General features: G+C 68.6%; 13 protein-coding genes. 10 read left to right on the top strand and 3 right to left on the bottom strand.

Annotated features, from left to right (window positions below; genetic code table 11):
- Complete coding sequence (locus BIV24_RS11515; RefSeq protein ID WP_071366150.1) at positions 1 to 885, bottom strand: SIS domain-containing protein; 885 nt, start codon at positions 883 to 885, stop codon at positions 1 to 3.
- 151 nt (positions 886 to 1,036) lie between these two features.
- Between BIV24_RS11515 and BIV24_RS11510 the strand changes: the two genes are divergently transcribed.
- From BIV24_RS11510 to BIV24_RS11500, 3 genes are all read left to right on the top strand, one after another.
- A complete protein-coding gene (locus BIV24_RS11510; RefSeq protein ID WP_071366149.1) occupies positions 1,037 to 1,837 on the top strand; it encodes a DeoR/GlpR family DNA-binding transcription regulator in 801 nt (266 codons plus the stop codon).
- Between the two features lie 578 nt (positions 1,838 to 2,415).
- Positions 2,416 to 6,228 carry a S8 family peptidase gene (locus BIV24_RS11505; protein WP_143064596.1) on the top strand — a complete coding sequence of 1,271 codons (3,813 nt, stop codon included), beginning with the start codon at positions 2,416 to 2,418 and terminating at the stop codon, positions 6,226 to 6,228.
- A 307-nt stretch (positions 6,229 to 6,535) separates the two neighbouring features.
- The gene (locus BIV24_RS11500; protein WP_071366147.1) at positions 6,536 to 7,762 is read left to right on the top strand and encodes a M48 family metalloprotease; all 1,227 of its coding nucleotides are present in this window, start codon (positions 6,536 to 6,538) and stop codon (positions 7,760 to 7,762) included.
- Positions 7,763 to 8,224: 462 nt separating this feature from the next.
- Here the strand turns inward: BIV24_RS11500 and BIV24_RS11495 are convergent, their stop codons facing one another.
- On the bottom strand, positions 8,225 to 9,193 hold the full coding sequence (locus tag BIV24_RS11495; protein ID WP_071366146.1) for a helix-turn-helix transcriptional regulator: 969 nt from the start codon (positions 9,191 to 9,193) through the stop codon (positions 8,225 to 8,227).
- 267 nt (positions 9,194 to 9,460) lie between these two features.
- Between BIV24_RS11495 and BIV24_RS11490 the strand changes: the two genes are divergently transcribed.
- Positions 9,461 to 10,687, top strand: coding sequence for a hypothetical protein (locus BIV24_RS11490; protein WP_071366145.1), 1,227 nt, complete (start codon positions 9,461 to 9,463; stop codon positions 10,685 to 10,687).
- Positions 10,688 to 10,983: 296 nt separating this feature from the next.
- On the opposite strand, the gene BIV24_RS11485 is transcribed toward BIV24_RS11490, so the two are convergent.
- On the bottom strand, positions 10,984 to 11,373 hold the full coding sequence (locus BIV24_RS11485) for an SDR family oxidoreductase (protein ID WP_281247729.1): 390 nt from the start codon (positions 11,371 to 11,373) through the stop codon (positions 10,984 to 10,986).
- A 66-nt stretch (positions 11,374 to 11,439) separates the two neighbouring features.
- Between BIV24_RS11485 and BIV24_RS11480 the strand changes: the two genes are divergently transcribed.
- From BIV24_RS11480 to BIV24_RS11455, 6 genes are all read left to right on the top strand, one after another.
- A complete protein-coding gene (locus tag BIV24_RS11480) occupies positions 11,440 to 12,606 on the top strand; it encodes an ROK family transcriptional regulator (protein ID WP_071366162.1) in 1,167 nt (388 codons plus the stop codon).
- 410 nt (positions 12,607 to 13,016) lie between these two features.
- Positions 13,017 to 14,336, top strand: a complete 1,320-nt coding sequence (locus BIV24_RS11475) for an ABC transporter substrate-binding protein (protein ID WP_071366143.1) — start codon at positions 13,017 to 13,019, stop codon at positions 14,334 to 14,336.
- A gap of 105 nt (positions 14,337 to 14,441) precedes the next feature.
- Complete coding sequence (locus BIV24_RS11470) at positions 14,442 to 15,398, top strand: carbohydrate ABC transporter permease (protein ID WP_071366142.1); 957 nt, start codon at positions 14,442 to 14,444, stop codon at positions 15,396 to 15,398.
- Positions 15,395 to 16,240 (top strand): carbohydrate ABC transporter permease, encoded by an 846-nt coding sequence (locus BIV24_RS11465; protein WP_071366141.1) that lies wholly within the window; start codon positions 15,395 to 15,397, stop codon positions 16,238 to 16,240. The genes BIV24_RS11470 and BIV24_RS11465 overlap by 4 nt, the downstream gene beginning before the upstream one ends.
- A 239-nt stretch (positions 16,241 to 16,479) precedes the next feature.
- On the top strand, positions 16,480 to 18,282 hold the full coding sequence (locus BIV24_RS11460; protein WP_071366140.1) for a glycoside hydrolase family 35 protein: 1,803 nt from the start codon (positions 16,480 to 16,482) through the stop codon (positions 18,280 to 18,282).
- Between the two features lie 524 nt (positions 18,283 to 18,806).
- Entirely contained in the window at positions 18,807 to 19,670 is an 864-nt protein-coding gene (locus BIV24_RS11455; protein ID WP_071366139.1) for a phosphatidylinositol-specific phospholipase C/glycerophosphodiester phosphodiesterase family protein, read from the top strand.
- Positions 19,671 to 19,780: the final 110 nt, after the last annotated feature.

The raw sequence follows: 19,780 nt of genomic DNA, 5'->3' as shown, positions 1-19,780 counted from the left end.
TCAGCCGTTGGCGAGGATCACGGAGCGCGTCAGATGACGCGGGCTGTCCGGGTCCAGGCCCCGGGCGGCCGACACGGCGACCGCCAGCCGCTGCGCCCGGACCAGTTCGGCCAGCGGGTCCAGCCGGCCCTCCACCCAGTGGCCACCGGTGCCCCGGACCTGCTCGGCGAGACCCTCGGGAGCCTCGCCGAACATCCAGGTGGCGGTGGTGTCGGTGGTGATGCTGATCGGACCGTGCCGGTACTCCATCGCCGGGTAGGACTCGGTCCAGGACAGCGACGCCTCACGCATCTTGAGCGCGGCCTCGTTGGCGAGGCCGACCGTCCAGCCCCGGCCGAGGAAGGTGAACTGCGAACAGTCGACCAGGCCCTCGGGAAGCGGTTCGGTCAGCGCGGTCTCCGCGTCCGCCACGACGGAGTCGGTGTGCAGGCCGAGGTGGGCGCGCAGCAGGGTGAGGGCGGTGGTGGCGAAGCGGGTCTGCACCACGGACCGCTCGTCGGCGAAGTCGAGGACCGTGACGTCGTCGGCCGCCGTCATCACCGGGGTCTCGGGGTCCGCTGTGATCGCCGAGGTGCGGGTGGTGCCGCGGAGCTGCGCGAGTAGTTCCAGTACCTCGGTCGTGGTGCCGGACCGGGTCAGCGCCACCACCCGGTCGTAGCTGCGGCCGGTGGGGAACTCCGAGGCGGCGAAGGCGTCGCACTCGCCTTGACCGGAGGCTTCGCGCAGCGCGGCGTAGGCCTGGGCCATGTAGAGCGAGGTGCCGCAGCCGACGACGGCGATCCGCTCGCCCGAAGCCGGCAGTGCGTCCCGCCGGGAGGGAGCCAGGTCTGCCGCGCGGCGCCAGCACTCCGGTTGGCTTGCTGTCTCAACCTCGACATGGGACATCTCTGTACTCCGCCCTGATACTGAATGCTTGTTTGTGCACGATATCTAGGTCTTATGATCAATATCAAGCATTGTTCTTGCAGATTGGCTGTAGGGGCGAGGCTCTGTGCGACCCTTGGCGGCGGAAAGCCGCAGAGCGAGGAGAGTGCCCGTGTCCAGGGATGCCCGGTGGAGCGCACTGCTGGAGCTGTTGGCCCAGCACGGCCGGTTGGAGGTCGAGGACGCCGCCACCGAGCTGGACGTTTCTGCCGCGACCATCCGCCGCGACCTGGACCAGCTCGCCGAGCAGCAGATGCTCACCCGCACCCGTGGCGGCGCGGTCGCGCACGGGGTCTCCTACGAGTTGCCGCTGCGCTACAAGACGGCGCGTCACGCCTCGGAGAAGCAGCGGATCGGCCGGGCCGCGGCGGATCTGGTGGCCGTCGGCGAGGTGGTGGGGCTGACCGGCGGCACCACGATCACCGAGGTCGCCCGTGCGCTCGCGGTACGGGCCGACATCGCCGCCGACTCCACCGCCGGGATGGGGCGCCCGCCGGCCCTCACGGTGGTGACCAACGCCCTCAACATCGCGACCGAGCTGGTGATCCGACCGCAGATCAAGATGGTGGTGACCGGCGGTGTCGCCCGGCCGCAGTCCTACGAGCTGACCGGCCCGTTGGCCAGCGGGGTGCTTGAGGAGATCACCCTGGACATCGCGGTGCTCGGGGTCAACGCGATCGACATCGAGCGCGGGGCGTATGTCCATCACGAGGGCGAGGCCAGGATCAACCGGCTGCTCGCCGAGCGGGCGCAGCGGGTGGTCGTCGCAGCCGACTCCTCCAAGGTCGGCAAGCGCGCCTTCGCCCGTGTCTGCAGTCTCGGCCAGGTCGACGTGCTGGTCACCGACACCGGCATCACCGCCGAGTCCTCCGCCCGCTTCACCGACGCGGGCGTCACCGTGATCGCCGTCTGACACACTCCGGGCCGCCGGCCGGCAAGGTCCGTTCGAACGACGACACCTACCCGTCGGGACCGGCCTGTGCCTGTACGCGCCGGGCGGCCGCGAGACCGGGCACCGCGTCGAACTGCGGGACTTGCACCGGCAAGGCCGACCAGCGGTGGCGGGGTCTGTCGGCACGAGCGACTTGACGGAACCCTGCAGGTGGCTCCGCCACATGACCTGCGACACCGCACGCCGATCGCACGCACCGAACGCCGCTGCGCCCGCGCTCCGCGCGGACGACGGGGAACTCAGAACAGGCCCTAGAGGTGTCCTGTCCCATGACGGCGGCCATCAAGTTGGTTGATTCGCACGGCCAGTGACCTTCCATCAGGTGAGAGACGGTCACGTCCGGCCTTGACAAGGATGCGTGGACGCCGAGCTTTTTGTCAGGGTCCTGCCACGCCGGATTCGGGCAGCGCCGACGTCTTTCTCCGAGAAGTGATCCCCGTACACCCTGGTCCGGCACAGCCGACCGCCTCTCCCGCGACGCGTCTGTCGTCTTTGTGGGGCAGTCGGCTTCCGCTCGCAAAAGGAGTGAAGGGGAGCACGTGGACAACCCAAGAGCAACCCGATACAAACGACTTGCGGCAACGGGGGTGGTGCTGGCCGCTGTCGCCGCGCTGCCCGGCCTGGCAGGTGCCGCCGGGGCTTCGGAGCAGAACACGGGCCTGGTGCAGCCCGCGGCCCCCGCCGAGGGGGCCGTCACGACCCGGGTCACGCTGGTCACCGGCGACACCGTCGAGGTCGTCAAGGACGCGAGCGGCAGACAGTCGGTGCACATCGCCGACACCGACAGCGCGAGCAAGCACTTCGAGACGATGTCCGGGCCGGACGGGGCCCTGTATGTGATCCCCGCGGACGCGATGGACGCCATCGCCTCCGACGCCGTCGACCGCGAGCTGTTCAATGTCACCCGGCTCATCAAGGACGGCTACGCCGACTCCCGCAGTGCCAGCCTGCCGGTGATCGTCGGCTATGGGGACAAGCCGTCGGATGCCACGCTCAGGGCGCGCGCCGACAAGTTGCCCGCCGCCGACCTCGGTGCGCTGCTGGAGACCGTCGACATGGCGGGCATGAAGGTCGACAAAAAGAACGCCGAAGACTTCTGGCGGTCCGTCAAGCCGGTCTCCAAGACGCCCCGGCACGGCCGGATGGTCACCGCCCCGAGCGCATCGAAGGTCTCCCGCCTCTGGTACGACGGGAAGGTCCGGGCATCCCTCGACAAGAGCGTGCCGCAGATCGGCGCTCCCGAGGCCTGGGCGAAGGGCGTTGACGGCAAGGGCGTCAAGGTCGCCGTCCTCGACACCGGAGTGGATCTCAACAACGCCGACGTCAAGGGGCGGCTGACAGCCACTCGGAGCTTTGTGGACGGCGCCGCCACGGTCCAGGACGGACACGGCCACGGCACCCACGTCGCCTCCACCATCGTGGGCAGCGGCGCCAACTCGGGCGGCAAGTACAGGGGTGTGGCCCCCGGCGCCGACCTCCTGGTGGGCAAGGTGCTCGCCGACAATGGCTTCGGCCCTGCCTCGTCGATCATCAACGGCATGGAGTGGGCCGCGGCCCAGGGCGCCGATGTGGTGAGCATGAGCCTCGGCGGCGCCACGAGCACTCCCCAAGACCCGATGACGCAGGCGGTGGACCGGCTGTCGGCAACCACCGGCACCCTGTTCGTCATCGCCGCCGGCAACGCCGGCCCCGGAGCGACCACCATTGAGAGTCCCGGCACGGCCGACTCCGCGCTCACCGTGGGCGCGGTCGACAAGTCCGATGTCCTCGCCGGATTCTCCAGCCGCGGCCCGCGCGTCGGCGACAGCGCCATCAAGCCCGAGATCACCGCGCCCGGCGTCAACATCGTCGCGGCCCGCGCCGCCGGCACCTCCATGGGCACGCCCGTCGACGCGCACTACACCTCGGCCAGCGGGACATCGATGGCGACTCCGCATGTCGCGGGCGCCGCCGCCCTGCTGGCCCAGCGCCACCCGGACTGGAGTGGCCGGCGCATCAAGGCGGCACTCGTCACGCACGCCAAGCCCAGCAGCGCCTACTCCGCCTACCAGCAGGGCAACGGCCGGGTGGATGTGCCTGCCGCGCTCGACCCGGCGCTGGAGCTGTCCGGTACGGCCGACTTCGGGACGGTCGAGTGGCATCCGGGGACGTACGACAAGGAAACCCGTACCCTCACCGTCACCAACACCACAAACAGTGCCACGACCGTGACCCCGGCACTCAGCGGGAACATCCCGCAGGGCGCGGTCACCGTCCAGGAACCGGTCGAGGTGGCCGCGGGCGCCAGCGCCGAGATCCCCGTCACCCTCGACCCGAACCTCGCCCCGACCGGTCTGACCAACGGCACCCTCACTCTGACGAGCTCGTCGGGCGCCACCGCGCACACCGCCGTCGGCCTGGACAAGCAGCGCGAACAGCACAAGCTCACCGTCCACTTCAAGGACCGCAAGGGTCAGACGCCGAGCAGTTTCAGCTACTCCCTCACGGGGATGAGCACCCGCAGTGTCAAGTTCGGGGGCTCCAAAACAGGGAAGGTCGAACTGAGCCTGCCCGCGGATCGTTACAGCATGATGGGCTCGGTGGACACCGAGAGCAGCGGGGACAAGTTCACGGACTACGCCCTCGATCTCTTCGCCCTTCCGACGATCGACCTCACCTCCCATGACGCCGAGTTGACCGTCGACGGCACCACAGCCACTGACTTCAAGCTGGACGTGCGCGACGAGAAGCGGCCCCTGGAGACCGCGGACTACTCGTACATCCTCAGCCGCACGGGGGAGGACAAGAGCCTGCTGCAGGGCTGGGGCCTGGTGTACCTGGCCGTCAGTGAGCAGCACGCGGGCGCCATCCCGGTCGAGGCACCGAAGAAGGGTGACGGCGAGCTGTGGGCCTCGTTCTACCAGTCACGCCGCGAGCCGCTGATCCGGGCATCGGTGACCCGGCCGGACTCGTATGCACTGACGCCCATCCCCTCCGAGTATCTCAACCGGTTCGACGGCCACGGCCGCTATGACCTCGTGGACGTCGGCGCCGGAACCGAGGAGGACCTGGCGGGAATCGACCTCAAGGGCAAGGCGGCCCTTCTACACCTGGACAATTTCTTCGGCAACAGCTCGCCGGTCCAGCGCGTGGAGGCGGCCGGCGCCGCCGCGATCGTCCTCGCCCCCAGCGTCGACGAGACACTCAGCGTGTACGTCGACGGGGTGAACGTGCCGTACTTCGGCGTCAACTACGACGAAGGCCGCAGGCTCACTGCCGATGTCGCGGCCGGCCGGACCACGATCGACGTCCGGGGCATCAAGGAGTCGCGCTACCAGTACGCGGGCCAGTACGACTGGAACACCGGCATCCCGGCGAACCTGTCGACCCCCAGCAAGAAGGAGGACTACGCCAAGGTCCGCAGCTCGTTCCACAGCGACGGCGCCCAAAAGATAGGCTTCTACGTCATGGACGCCTGGGGTCCGGCCCCCTGGAACCCTTCCCGGCTGTGGCGGAGTGTCCAGCTGGGCACCGAACGCGACGACTACATGCTGGCCCGTCCGGACCTCACCTACCGGGCCCAGGTCACTTCCTCCGGCAGCGGCGGGGCCATGGCCATGCTCGAGTCGGCGCGCAGCTACCGGCCCGGGACCTCGGTCGCCGCGCACTGGTGGGCGCCCGTGCAGCATCCGTCCGTCGATCCCAGCTTCGCCTGCTCGTTCTGCCGTTCCGACGTGGGCACCTTCTTCTCTCCGCGTCTCGGCGGTGACAGCGATCCGACGCACGCGACGCGTTTCGGTGTGAACCGGACCTGGGCGTACTACCGCAACGGCGAGCAGATCGACGTCACCAACTCCAAGGTGTTCGTGCCGGAGAAGGCCGACTACACCTTTGTCTCCACCGACACCCATGCCGACAGCACGGTGAAGCTCGGCGGCAAGGTCGTCACCGAGTACAACTTCGCTTCCGAGGCACCGAAGTCGATGGAGGCACCCGACTGCAAGGCGGTCATCCCCCAGGCGACCGCCTGCGAGACACTGCCCGTCATCCAGCTCGACTACCGGATGAAGGCCTCCCTGCTCAACGAGGTGGCCGCGGGCAAACCCTTCACGATCACCGTGGACGCCTCCCGTGCCAAGGGCTTCGCCGGCGACAGCCGGATGGCCGGGGCGAAGTTCTCCGTCAGCTACGACGACGGCGCCACCTGGAAGAGCGTCGACGTCGACCGCACCGACGACAACTCGTTCAAGGCCCGCTTCACCAATGCTGAACTGTCAGACTCCAACGGCTACGTCAGCATCAAGGCCGAGGTCTGGGACAAGGCGGGCAACCGCACGGTCCAGGCCGTCACCCGGGCGTACGCGCTGAAGTAACACGCCCCACCCACAGCGAAGGGCGCCGCACGGGAACTCCCGTGCGGCGCCCTTCGCGCCACGGGCACAATCCGGGCGTCCAGGGCCTGTCGTTGTTCGTGGACGGCGGCCAAGGAGCAGGCCAGGGGGGCACCACAGTGGATGAGTGGTGTCCGACGCCTTCCTGACACGCCGGATTCCGCCAGCGCCAACGGCTTCTCGGGAGGGTGCTTTCTTTGCAGACTCTGGCTCACGGCGCAGCCGACGGCCTCTTTCGCCCGTAACGAGGACCGGCGCGTCGGTTTCAGCACACCTCTAGGAGTTCATTGTGAAGAAGACCCTCGCCTGGGCCGTCACCCTTGTGACCGCGGCCACCTGCGCCCTCGGCACCGCCCTGCCGGCAGCGGCCGCGGACGACGTGACGGCCTCTGCCGCGACCGCGTCCTCCGGTTCCCCGCTCGACACTTCCAAGCTCTCCCCGGAGGCGAAAGCCCTCGTCGACCAGGTTTTGGCCGATCTGCCGGCTGACTGGCAGGAGCGGCGCGATGCTGCCGCCGCCAAGTACGGTATTCACGACACCCAGTGGGCGGGCCTGCTCAACAGCGCCATCAAACCGGGCGACCACCAGTGCCAGACCACGGAATTCAGGGACTACTCGAAGAGCCTGCTGGCAGGCGTCGATGATCCCGATCTGCTCGACTGGCTCTACGTCTTCAGCGCGTTCGACCTGCCCACCTATGACGCGCTGCTCTTCGGCAGTGAGTCGAAGTCCAACACCTTCGGCGTCAACGGCGAGTACACCAACGAGCTGACGTCCGAAGGCAAGGACCTGAAGAGGTTCTGGGACATCCAATCCGACGACATCCAGCTCGTGCCTATGCACGGCCGGGACCTCTTCTCCTCCCCGGAGCGGGTGGCCCGCGTCTACAAGGTGCTGTTCGGGATCAAGAGCGATGCGGTGGCGCTGCGCCTGGCCAAGGACGTCATCGAGCTCGTCAACTACTTTCCCTCCCTCAAGGGCGGCGACAACCCGATCTTCACGTTCAACGCGTTCGCCTTCTCCGAGGAGGGCAACCCGCATCCGTTGGGTATCTCCGACCGCATCGTCGTGGGCGACGGGATCCTGGAGGCCATGAAGGCCATAGGCCTGGGCGGCACCGCCCCGCGCGCCATCGTCGCCCACGAGTTCGGCCACCACGTGCAGTATGAGGACAACCTGTTCGCCAACACCACGCTCACCGGGCCGGAGGCCACCCGCCGCACCGAGCTGATGGCGGACGCGTTCGGTACCTACTTCCTCACGCACTCGCGCGGCGAGGCCCTCAACACCAAGCGGGTGCTGGACTCCGCCAAGTCCTTCTACCAGGTCGGCGACTGCTACTTCGACTCCCCCGGGCACCACGGCACGCCCAACCAGCGCCTCGCGTCGTCCGCGTGGGGCGCGAGCGTCGCCAACGACGCCGCCAACCAGGGCCACATCCTGCCCTCGCTCAAGCTCGACGAGCTGTTCGAGGCGAAGCTCCCCGACATCGTGAAGCCGGATGCGACGAACTGAGTGCGCGGACCGGCCGGCGCGTGACGGCTGACAGGCCGCGCGCCGGCCGGGACACGGCCAGGCATCCGTTCCGTGACCTGCGGCCGTGCCTCCGACAGGGTCCATGGCGGCCCCCCTGACGGGGGGCGGCCGCAGGCGCGCACGACGCGCCTTCCCGAAGGGCAGCCGGTCCGAAACGGGGCGGTTACGGGGCGCGGCGACCCCGGTGATGGCGCCGCCTGACTGCAAGGCATCATGCGCGGGAACATCGAGTGGCCGGTGTCATCCACCGGCATCCTCAGCATCAATGCCGCCAAGCGGCTCGGTATGACCCGCGACGGCGTCTTGCGTGAGCTGCCCCCACCGCGGCGTACGGCAGGACACCGACATCTGGTCGGTGCTTGCCCCCGAGTGGCGCAAGCTGCGCGAACAGGGGTGACGTCCTCCCCGAACTCTCGGCTTCGCTCGAGCAGAGGGACCCCATCAGAGCCAGCCGCGACGGCTCGCCTGGACGCCGAGCTGGAAGCGGGTCCGTGCGCCGAGCATCTGCTGGAGACGGGTGATGCGGCGGGCCACCGTCCGTTCGCTGACGCCGAGCTCGCGGGCGATCGACTCGTCGGTCAGGCCGCCGCTGAGATAGGTGAGGAGCTGCCGGGTCTCGTCGGTGGATGCTCTGCCGAAGTCGTCCGCTGTCTCGACGGCGGCGGGCAGTGGGACGGCGAACTGCCAGAACGACTCGAACACGCCGATCAGCGCCTCCAGGAGGTCCGATCGCTGCACGAGGATGTGGTGACGACGGCCCCAGTCACTCGTGGGGGGACACACGAGGGCGAAGCGGTCGTCGCAAATGCCCATGTTAAGCGGGACGTCGGGAAAGACACGTGCTCGCTCACCGAGGTCGACGGAGGTCTGGACGGCCTCCCGGGCGGGCTTGTCACGCAGCACATGGGCCCCGTAGACGACCGAGGCCTTGACGCCGCGCGTCAGTGCCTCCCAACAGCCGGGGGCCATCATGTTGGGCTCCGCCGATCGGCCGGTGTAGCCGATGGTCAGGCAGCGGAGCTGCTCGGTGGCCTCGTCGTAGAGCCGCCGGACGAGTGCGCTGCGGGCCGCCTGCGTCCGAGCGATCTCGATGTAGGTGGCTCCTTCGGCGTGGTGGTCGCGCCAGAAGCGGGACAACTCCTCGATGCCGTCGCGCAGGGCGGCGAGTTCCTTGGTGCGGCTTTCCGCTACGGCGTCGAGCGCGGAACGCGGGGGGCGGGCGACGAGCTGTGCGCCGTCGGGTTCCACCAGGCCGAGGTCGGTCAGTTCGCCGACCGCCGTGCTTATGGCGTGCGAGGTCACGCGCAGGGTGCTCGCCAGTTCGGTCGGGGCCATCGGGCCACCCTCGACGAGGGCGAGGTAGGCGTCCTCGGCTGCTGTGCTAATACCTATGCCGTTGAGCGAATACATGCCCAAACCATCGCACGCGGGCGCCCGGACGAGGTGAGTGGTGTCCGACACAGTGCTCTGCGAGCGTTACAGCACGTCAGGTGCTGTGGGTCGGGTGCTCTCCAAGAGCATGCGGTCTGTCGTGTTTTTGTCGTGCCGGATTCCGACAACGCGAACTCTTCACCGGCGCGTCGGTTCCTTGCAAACTCTGTGTACCGCACAGCTGACCGCCCCTCACCCCGCAGGGACACTTCCGCGCGTCGGCTCGAGCACACCAAGGAGTTCCCCGTGAAGAAGACCCTTGCCTGGGCCGTCACCTTCGTGACCGCGGCCACCTGCACCCTCGGTGCCGCCCTTCCGGCCGCGGCGGCGGGCGGCACGACGTCCACCGCCGTCACGTCCGCCGCGTCCCCCGGCTCCACGTTCGACACCTCCAGACTCTCCCCGGAGGCGAAGGCCGTCGCCGACAAGCTCCTGGCCGCACTGCCGGCCGACTGGAAGCAGCGTCGCGAGGCCGCCGCCGCCAAGTACGGTATCCACGACTCCCAGTGGGCGGGCTTCCTCGACAACGCCATCAACCCGGGTGACTACCAGTGCACGGACACCGCGATGAGGGACTACTCGAGGACCCTGCTGGCAGGCGCCGATCCCGGCCTGGCCATCTTCCTCTCCTGGATCGGTGCGTTCGACCTGCCCACCTATGACGCGCTGCTCTTCGGCAGCGAGTCGAAGTCCAACACCTTCGGCTACAAAGGCGAATACACAAACCAGCTGACGTCCGAAGGAAAGAACCTGAAGAGGTTCTGGGACATCTACTCCGACGACATCCAGATCGTGCCGATGCACGGCGGGGAGACCTTCTCCTCACCGGAGCGGCTGACCCGCGTGCTCGGCGTGCTGTACGGCGTCGAGGGTGAGGACGCGAAGTACCTGGCCTGGCTGTTCAACGCGCTCGTCAACATGGACCCCGTCCTCCAGGGCGGCGACAACCCGTTCTTCACCTTCAACGCGTTCGCCTACTCCGAGGAGGGCGACCCGCAGCCGATGGGCATCTCGGACCGCATTGTCGTGGGCGACGGCATCCTTCAGGCCCTGAAGGCCGTGGGCCTGGGCGACGTCGCCCCGCGCGCCATCCTCGCCCACGAGTTCGGCCACCACGTGCAGTACGAGGACAAGCTGATCGACAAGACCACACTCACCGGGCCGGAGGCCAGCCGCCGCGTCGAGCTGATGGCGGACGCGTTCGGCACGTACTACGTCACGCACTCGCGCGGGGAGTCCCTCAACACCAAGCGGGTGCTGGACTCCGAGAAGTCCTTCTACCAGGTCGGCGACTGCAGCTTCAGCAGCGTGGGGCACCACGGCACGCCCAACCAGCGGCTGGCGGCGTCCTCGTGGGCCGCGAGCGTGGCCAATGACGCCGCCAACCAGGGCCACATCCTGCCCTCGCTGAAGTTCGACGAGCTGTTCGAGGCGAAGCTGCCGGACATCGTGAAGCCGGACGCGACGAACTGAGTGCCGTGAACCGGGATCGGTGGGTCTGTACGGTCAACGGTGGATCTTCGAGTGGGAAGTAACACCCGATCACAGACATGACCGTGCGGGCAGAGGCCATGGGGGATGTTCAGCCCCTGGCGCGGAAGACGGACGCTCTGGACGACCAGTTGACCAGCCGGCTGGTCGACTCGCCAAGGACAGCACGCCCCGCCAGGGCCCTTCAGGCCGTGGCGGGGCGCGCATGCGTCAGAGGGGAGCGCCGGCGGACGTGGATGAGTTCCTTCGGCTGCCTTCGGGCGGTCCGGGGCGGCTCGTCAGCTGGGGAACATTCCCGAGGTGGCGTCGATCCACGATCCGGTGATGGAAACGGCCGCGTCGGATGCGAGGAACGTGGCCAGGGCTGCGATGTCGGCGATGCGCGGTGAGCACCTGGTCATGCGCAAGCTGTCGAGGTGAGCGCGAAGGCCCTGCATCGCGGCATCGTCCATGCCGGTGGCACCGGTCGCGGCCAGCCCTTCCGGTGTGAGGCTGTCGATGACGCCGGCGGTCCGGGTCCCGCACACGCGGACACCGGCGGGGCCGACCTCCTGCGCGAACTGTCGGATCAGCGCGTCGATGGCTCCGTCCGCCGCACCGGTACCGCCCAGCATCGGGGTGCCGTTGTTGGAGGCCGCTGGGAGCCTAGTTCTTTTCTTGACACACAAAAATATTTAGGTGACACTCTCGGTGACGATGGAGTTAACCGTGTGTGGGAGGCATGGGTGACCGTCATGAGGGCACTGGTCCCTGACCAGACAGGGGCCGAGATCTTCGCGCAGGTGCTCACGGCCGGGCCGATCTCGCGCACGGTGATTGCCCAGCGTCTGGGGCTGTCGCCGTCGACGGTCACGCGGCTGCTGTCGCCGCTCATCGAAGGGGGCTACCTCAGCGAGACCGGGCAGCAGAGCGTGACGGGGCCCGGCCGGCCGCAGCGGCTGCTGCGGGTCAACACCGAACAGCACCTGGTCGTCGGCGTCCAGATCGCGCGCACGCACGTGGCCGCCGTGCTCACCGACATCGGGGCGGAGCAGCTCGCGCGTCTCGTCGCTCCGCTCGACTCGCTCGAGCCCGAGCGAGTCCTGTCCGTGGCAGCTGCGTTGACGGCGGAACTCCTTGCGCTCGCCCCCGATCCCGGCGCGGCGGTGCTGGGCATCGGCGTGGGGGTCGGCGGACACGTCGATGCGGCGGCCGGCATCTGTCGCTCCGCCGTCCGGCTGGGGTGGAAGGATGTCGACGTCGCGGGACCGCTGAGCGCTGCGACCGGGCTCCCGGTGGTCGTCGACAACGACGTGAACGCCCTTGTCATCGCCGAGCGCTGGTTCGGCGAGGGGCGGGACGTCGACTCCTTCGCGGTGGTCTCGGTCGGGCGCGGCGTGGGTGGTGCGCTGATGCTCCATGGCGTGCTGCACTCCGGAGTGAGTGGACTCGCTGTCGAGTTCGGACATCTCCCGATCGAGCCGAACGGCCCCGAGTGCGCCTGCGGCAACCGGGGTTGTGTGGAGGCGTTGGCCTCTTCCGACGCGGTGCTGCGCATGTTCCGGGAGGCGGGTGGCTCAGCAGAGGCCGACTTCGACGCTGTGACGGAGCTGGCGCGGTCCGGTGCCAGGGCTGAGCGTCAGGTTGCGCGTGACGCGTTCGCGGTGGCGGGGGATGCCCTGGGCCGAGGCCTCGCCTGCCTGTGCAATCTGCTCAATCTCGGGCTGATCGTCATCGCGGGGGAGGGAACGGTCGCCTACGAGTACTTCGGGCCGGCCATGACGGCGGCGTTGGAACGGTGCGCGGTCTCCACGGCGGCGCGCGACTGCGTCATCAAGGTTGACGAGGCGAGCGAGGGGCTCTGGGCGCGCGGCGCCGCCTGTCTGGTGATCAGGGAGTCCGTTCGTGCCCGGCTGTCCTGAGCGCGCGCGCCGCTCCGATTTTTCCCCGTATTAACCGGTGCCGAGGAGGGGTGCTCCTGGCTGCTGAATTCTCCGGACGATTGAGAAGCATGCGCTCGGCTTTTCATGTTCATGCATGTCGGCTTGTCGACGTTGCCGAATTCCGTACGACTGGGCATCTCAATCCATCAATAGGCCACACGTGCTTTCTCCTGCTATCAATTGGCTGGTCAGAGCCGTGTGTCGGCGACGTCTGCCCTGAGTCAGTCGCATTCATAAAGAATTGGAAATATCCGACGCGACCATTGACCCGCTGGTGCGGTCGTGCTTAATAATTCACCTGCGATTATCTGACTCGCTTGCTCGGTTAACCTTTCTGGCCGTGCCGCGTTTCACCTTTCCTGTTTTCGCGACCGTTGAATGAGGAAGTCATGCGCACGTTCACGTTCGGATCCGCCGCCGCGGCGGCGGCAGCTGTCTCCCTCGCACTGCTGGCGACCGGCTGTTCAGGCTCCGACGGCTCCGCCTCGGCCGGCGCTTCCGGCGGGGCGTCCCACGCCGGGCCGGTGTCGATGGAGTTCTGGGGCTGGGCCCCGGGCTACGACAAGATCACGGCCCAGTGGAACGCCGCCCATCCGGACACCAAGGTGACGTTCAAGCAGATTCCGTCGGGCGCCAAGGGCGGCTACGACCAGATGACCAACGCGATCACCGCCGGCAAGGCGCCGTGCCTCGCGCAGGTCACCTACAACGACATCCCGTCGATGCTGGTCAAGAACGCGCTGATGGACATCACGTCGTACTCCTCCGGCGACACCGGCAGGTATCTGGACTGGACCGTCGCGGCGTCCTCGGCCGGCGGCAAGGTCTACGGCATCCCCGTCGACACCGGCCCGATGGCCCTGTACTACCGCACCGACCTGTTCAAGAAGTTCGGCATCGCCAAGCCCCCGGCGACCTGGGACGAGTACGCCGCCGACGCCGCCAAGGTCCAGGCCGCCGACCCGAGCGTCGCCTTCGGCACAGCGCCGCAGGACGCCTACGACATGGCTGCCCTGACCTGGCAGACCGGCAAGTCCTGGTTCGGCACGCAGGGCAGCTCCTGGCAGGTGTCCATCGACAACCCGGGCACGCAGCAGGTCGCGAAGTTCTGGCAGGACCTGAAGGCGAAGAAGCAGGTGATGAACAACGGCAACGCCTGGGATCCGAACTTCGACAAGGCGTCCGAGGCCGGCAAGGTCATGACCTTCGTGAACGCCGCCTGGGCCGCCCCCGGCATCAAGGGCGACCTGAAGGACCTCTCCGGCAAGTGGGCCGTGGCCCCGATGCCGACCTGGACTGCCGGCGACAAGACCAGCTCCAACTCCGGCGGTTCGGCCACCTCCGTGCTGTCCGGCTGCAAGACGCCCAAGGAGGCCGTGGAGTTCGCCGCGTTCCTCTCCAGCGACCCGGACGCGGTCAGCACCGGCATCACGGTCGGGGGCCTGTACCCGGCGTCGAAGGCCGGTCTGAACAACCCGCTGCTGTCCAAGGGCGACCCCTACTTCGGCGGACAGAAGATCTACGACGTCTTCAAGGAGTCCTCGGCCAACATCCCGACCACCTGGGTCGTCGGGCCGACGTTCGGTCAGGTCGAGGCCGACTACTCGGACGCGATCGGCAAGAGCACCTACGCCCAGGCGACGACGACGGTCCAGCAGAAGACGATCGACAAGATCAAGAGCCTGGGGCTCTCCGTGACCGGCGGCTGATGCCGAGGGCCGTCAGCAGCTCCCCAGGGCTCGCGGCGTCGCTGCCGCCTGCGGCGTCGCGAGCCCTGCCATCTCAGTCCGCACCGCATCCGCGCGAGGAACATCATGAGCACACAGACCGCGCCATCGCCCGCGCGGCCGCGTCCGCGCTCGGGCGCGGGGCCGAGCCGCCGATACCGTCGCCGCACATCCCTGAACGCCGCGGGCTTCCTGGTCCCCTTCGGGGTCCTGTTCACGGCGATGATGCTCGCGCCGATCGGCTACGCCCTCTACCAGAGCTTCTTCAAGGTGCACCGTCAGGGCTTGTTCGGCGGGGCGCAGACCACGCAGTTCGCCGGCTTCGACAACTTCGTCGACGCGCTGCACGACGGCGACTTCATGGGCTCGCTCGGACGGGTCGCGCTGCTCGGTGTCCTCCAGGTGCCGCTGATGCTCGGCCTGGCCCTGCTGCTCGCACTGCTGCTGGACTCGCGCTCGGCCCGGTTCAGGAAGACCTTCCGGCTGACCTTCTTCCTGCCCTACGCGCTGCCGGGCGCGATCGCAGCCGTGATGTGGTCGTTCCTGCTGGTCAAGGACCTCTCGCCGTTCACCGGGCCGCTGGCCGCGATCGGCATCCACACTGACTTCCTGTCCGCCGGCTGGGTCCCGGCGTCGATCGGCAACATGATCACCTGGGGCTGGACCGGCTACAACATGCTGATCATCTACTCGGCACTCCAGACCGTCCCCGGCGAGGTCATCGAGGCCGCCACGCTCGACAACTGCACCGGCTGGCGCCTGGCCTGGCACGTCAAGATCCCGCTCGTCCGCCCGGCACTCGTGCTGACCACGGTCTTCTCCATCATCGGCACCGCCCAGCTCTACACCGAGCCCGCCGTGCTGGCGGCCGCGCGGATCCCCGGGGCATCCAACAAGTTCAGCCCGATCATGAACACCACGCTCAACGCCTCGCAGGCGGACCCGAACCTCGCCGCGGCCGAGTCCGTCCTGCTGGCTCTCGTGACGCTGGTCCTCTCCTTCGGGTTCCTGAAGTTCACTCAGCGAAGGACGGCCGACGCATGACCGCCACCCGGACCCCGCTCACCGGACGCCTGGTCGTCAACGCAGTGCTCGGCCTGATGGCCCTCTACACCCTCATCCCGCTCTGGTGGCTCATGGTCTCCGCGACCAAGGGCGAGGGGTACCTCTATCAGGGCAGCCCGCTGTGGTTCTCACACTTCGACCTGGGGGCCAATGTCAGCCGGGTCTTCTCTTTCCAGGGAGGGGTGTTCTCCTCCTGGCTGGCCAACAGTGCGCTCTACAGCCTGGTCGGCGCCGCGGTCAGCACCCTGCTGTCGGTCATGGCCGGTTTCGCACTGGCCAAGTACCGGTTCCGCGGCCGCGAGGCGATCTTCAACGTGATTCTCGCGTCGGTGCTCATCCCCGCGCCGATGTTCGCCCTGCCGCTCTTCCTGATGATGGCCAAGCTCCAACTGACCAACTCCTACTGGGCCATTCTTCTGCCCAGCTTCGTCAGCCCGTTCGGGGTGTACCTGTCGCGTATATACGCCTCCGCGTCCGTGCCGGACGAACTGTTGGAGGCGGCGCGTATGGACGGAGCGGGGGAGCAGCGGACCTTCTTCCGCATCGCGCTGCCGGTGATGTCCCCGGCCCTGGTGACGATCTTTCTGTTCCAGTTCGTCAGTGTCTGGAACAACTACCTGCTGCCCGCGCTCATGCTCAACGACGCCTCCAAGCTGCCCGTGACCGTCGGCCTGGTCCAGTGGCGCTCGTCGTTCGCCAATGGCGTCCCGCCGATACTCCCGATCACCGGGGCGTTCGTCTCACTGGTCCCGTTGCTCGTCGCCTTCGTCGCACTGCAGCGCTTCTGGCGCAGCGGTCTGACGGCAGGTGCCGTCAAGTAACCGGACCACTCTCGCAAAGAGCGGTCCATGCACCGATCACGAGGCGCAGGAACCGCGCCGGGCTGCTCAGCACATCGCCACCGTTTGCCGCCGGCACCAACCAGCAGTGGACCTGCTGACACCCCTTTCACCGGTCGGCGCCGGGCACCATCGATCCCTGGGCGGTGCCCGCCGCCCGCCCGACCCTGCCTACCGCCGTCCGAGCCGGACCCCGCCGACCATCACCGAAGGCACCACGCATGAACACACGACCAGCACTTACCGTTGACGGCCATCGCTTCCTGCGCGGGGGCCGCGAGCACCGCGTGGTCTCGGCCGCCGTGCACTACTTCCGCATTCACCCCGACCTGTGGCACGACCGGCTGGCACGGCTGCGGGCCATGGGCTGCAACACAGTAGAGATCTACATCGCCTGGAACTTCCACCAGCCCACCGCCGGCCCGGCCCGCTTCGACGGCTGGCACGACGTCGCCGCGTTCATCCGCCAGGCCGACGCGCTCGGACTCGACGTCATCGCCCGCCCCGGTCCCTACATCTGCGCCGAGTGGGACCTCGGTGGCCTGCCCGCCTGGCTGCTCGCCGACGAGTCCCTGCACCTGCGTACCGCCGACCCGGCCTACCTGGCCGCAGTGGACCAGTGGTTCGACCAGCTCATCCCCGTCCTCGCCGAACTCCAGGTCTCACAGGGTGGCCCCATCGTCGCCGTCCAGGTCGAGAACGAGTACGGCAGCTACGGTAACGACGCGGACTACCTCGAGCATCTGAAGACGGGTCTCATCGCCCGGGGCATCGACTGCCTGCTCTTCACTTCCGATGGCCCCGAACCGCGCATGCTCGCCGGCGGAACGCTGCCCGGGGTGCTCGCCACCGTCAACTTCGGCTCCCACCCCAAGGAGGCGTTCGCCGAGCTCGCCAAGTTCCGGCCCGACTCCCCGCTGGTCTGCATGGAGTTCTGGAACGGCTGGTTCGACCACTTCGGGGACGTGCACCACGTCCGCGATGCCGCCGACGCCGCTGAGGCGCTGGCAGGAATTCTGGCCGCCGGGGGATCGGTCAACATCTACATGGGCCACGGCGGCACCAACTTCGGCTGGTGGGCCGGCGCCAACCACACGGGCAAGACCCTCGCTGACCCCGGCTACATGCCCACCGTCACCAGCTACGACTACGACGCCCCGATCGGCGAGGCAGGCGAGCTGACCGAGAAGTTCCATCGGTTCCGCGAGGTCATCGGCCGCTATGTGCCGCTGCCCGAGGGCGAGTTGCCCAGGCAGGCGCGCCGCGTCCGCCCGCGGACCGTCGCCGCCGCTCCCGTCGCGGCCCTGCGCGACAGCCTGGATCTCCTCTCCACCCCGCTGCGCCGCCCGGCTCCCGAACCGATCGAGAAGCTCGGCCACCACCACGGGCTCGTCCACTACCGTCACCGCATCAACGGACCTGCCGGACCCGCCACGCTGACCGTCGACGGCGTCCGGGACCTCGCGCAGGTCTTCCTCGACGGACAGCTGGTCGGCGTGCTCGAACGCGACAACCCGGCCCCCACCCTGGAGCTGGTCGTCCCCGAGGGCGGCGCCGAGCTGGAGATCCTCGTCGAACCCTTCGGCCGGGTCAACTACGGGCCGCACCTGGCCGACCGCAAGGGTCTGATCGCCGGCGTGCGCCTGGACCACCAGCACCTGTTCGGCTGGGACGTGCGGGTCCTGACCCTCGACGATCTGAGCGTTCTGCCCACCACCCCGGCCACCGAGGTTGCTGACGGCCCCGTCTTCCACCGCGCCGTCGTCGATCTACCGGAACCGGCGGACGCCTTCCTCGCCGTCCCAGGCAGCGACCGCACCCTGGTCTGGCTCAACGGCTTCCTCCTCGGCCGCCTGTGGACCGAGAAGGGCCCCCAGCGCACCCTCTACGCCCCGGCGCCACTGTGGCGGGCAGCGGGCAACGAGATCCTCGTGCTCGACCTCGGCGGAACCAGCGCCCCGCTCACGGTGGAACTGCGCGAAGAGCCCGACCTCGGGCCGACCACCGCACCGCCGCAGCACTGAGGCGCGGCGCCCAAGAACGGCGTCGCACCAAGCGGGTGCGGGGACCATCCGGTCCGTACCACCCCCATCGACAGGCGACGTGACGACAGGATCCGCAGGCCCCCCGCCCGCCCGCCCCGGGTGCGAGGCCTGGCCGTCGGCCTCGGGGCCGTTCTTGTCGCCGCCGGGGTCACCACGGTGACCCCGGCGGCGACCGTTGCGCTGACCGGCGGCCAGGCGCCGGCCCGAGGCCTCCCGGAGGGACTGCGGTGCAGCCAGCCCGGAACGGGTCCGCTTCGCCGCCTGGGGACCGCATCACCGGCGTCACCGCCCAGTTCACAGGGGCCTGACCCCTGGGGTCACCTCCCGGCCCCACCACACCCCACACAACTCAACTCATGCACCAGCCTGACCCGTCGACAACACCGTCCGCAGAAGTGAACCGGTGAAGTCGATCCGGCCAACTCCGGTTCCACGCACACCCTTTGGAGTGCATTGGCCCCATACTCACTGGCGTCACATACGGTACTCCAGGGAGGCAGAGCATGCTCCACACCACCCGCCGCAGAGCCCTCACCACCCTCGGCGCCGCCCTCGTCGGCGCTGTTGCAGCCCCCGCTGCGTACGCGCAGGCGAGCGAGCGCGGCCGTGGTCCCCGTCCACTGCTCCATGCCCACGCGCACAACGACTACGAGCACACCCGGCCCCTCTTCGACGCGCTGGACCACCGTTTCGGCAGCGTCGAGGCCGACATCTACCTCGTCGGCGGGCAGCTGCTCGTCGCCCACGATCCGGTGGACCTCGACCCCTCCCGCACCCTCGAATCGCTCTACCTCGAACCACTGGCGCAGCGCATCAAGGCCAACCACGGCTCCGTCTACCGCGGCTGGCGCGAACCCCTGCAGCTCCTCATCGACATCAAGACGGAGGGCTCGTCGACGTACCTCGAACTCGACCGCCACCTCCAGCGCTATCGGCACCTGTTCACCACGTACGCGCACGGCAAGGTGCGCCCCGCCGCCCTGACGGCCGTCATCTCGGGCGACCGTGCCGCCCGCGGCCCGATGCAGGCCCAGCAGGTGCGTCACGCCTTCTACGACGGGCGACTGTCCGACCTCGGCACGGCGACCCCGGCCACCTTCACTTCGCTGATCAGCGACAACTGGACCCTGAACTTCACCTGGCAGGGCGACGGCCCGATGCCCGCCGCCGAGCGGGACAAGCTGCGCGGCATCGTCTCCGCCGCCCACGCGCGCGGACAGCAGGTCCGCTTCTGGGCCACGCCGGACCGGCCTGGCCCGGCCCGCGACGCGCTCTGGCGTGAACTGCTCGCCGCCGGAGTCGACTTCCTGAACACCGACGACCTGACCGGCCTCGAAGCGTTCCTCGACGCCCACGACAAGGCGTAAGCCCTCCCGACGGCCCCGGGACATCGTCAACACACGTTCGAGGGACACCCAACTCGCCCGGACGGGCCCTCCACTACGCCACACTTGCGGCCGACGTCGCGGTTGCGACG

Origin of the sequence: Streptomyces colonosanans (genome assembly GCF_001866645.1) — a bacterium.
In the GTDB taxonomy this organism is placed as follows: domain Bacteria; phylum Actinomycetota; class Actinomycetes; order Streptomycetales; family Streptomycetaceae; genus Streptomyces; species Streptomyces colonosanans.
The sequence above is the reverse complement of the archived record's forward strand: the minus strand, read 5'-3'. Positions and strand labels throughout refer to the sequence as shown.

Excerpts from the sequence above, each read along its gene's own strand:
- BIV24_RS11480 (WP_071366162.1), top strand. The coding sequence starts at position 11,440 with ATGAGGGCACTGGTCCCTGACCAGACAGGGGCCGAGATCTTCGCGCAG.
- BIV24_RS11475 (WP_071366143.1), top strand. The coding sequence starts at position 13,017 with ATGCGCACGTTCACGTTCGGATCCGCCGCCGCGGCGGCGGCAGCTGTC.
- BIV24_RS11495 (WP_071366146.1), bottom strand. The coding sequence starts at position 9,193 with ATGTATTCGCTCAACGGCATAGGTATTAGCACAGCAGCCGAGGACGCC.
- BIV24_RS11455 (WP_071366139.1), top strand. The coding sequence starts at position 18,807 with ATGCTCCACACCACCCGCCGCAGAGCCCTCACCACCCTCGGCGCCGCC.
- BIV24_RS11465 (WP_071366141.1), top strand. The coding sequence starts at position 15,395 with ATGACCGCCACCCGGACCCCGCTCACCGGACGCCTGGTCGTCAACGCA.
- BIV24_RS11470 (WP_071366142.1), top strand. The coding sequence starts at position 14,442 with ATGAGCACACAGACCGCGCCATCGCCCGCGCGGCCGCGTCCGCGCTCG.
- BIV24_RS11460 (WP_071366140.1), top strand. The coding sequence starts at position 16,480 with ATGAACACACGACCAGCACTTACCGTTGACGGCCATCGCTTCCTGCGC.
- BIV24_RS11515 (WP_071366150.1), bottom strand. The coding sequence starts at position 885 with ATGTCCCATGTCGAGGTTGAGACAGCAAGCCAACCGGAGTGCTGGCGC.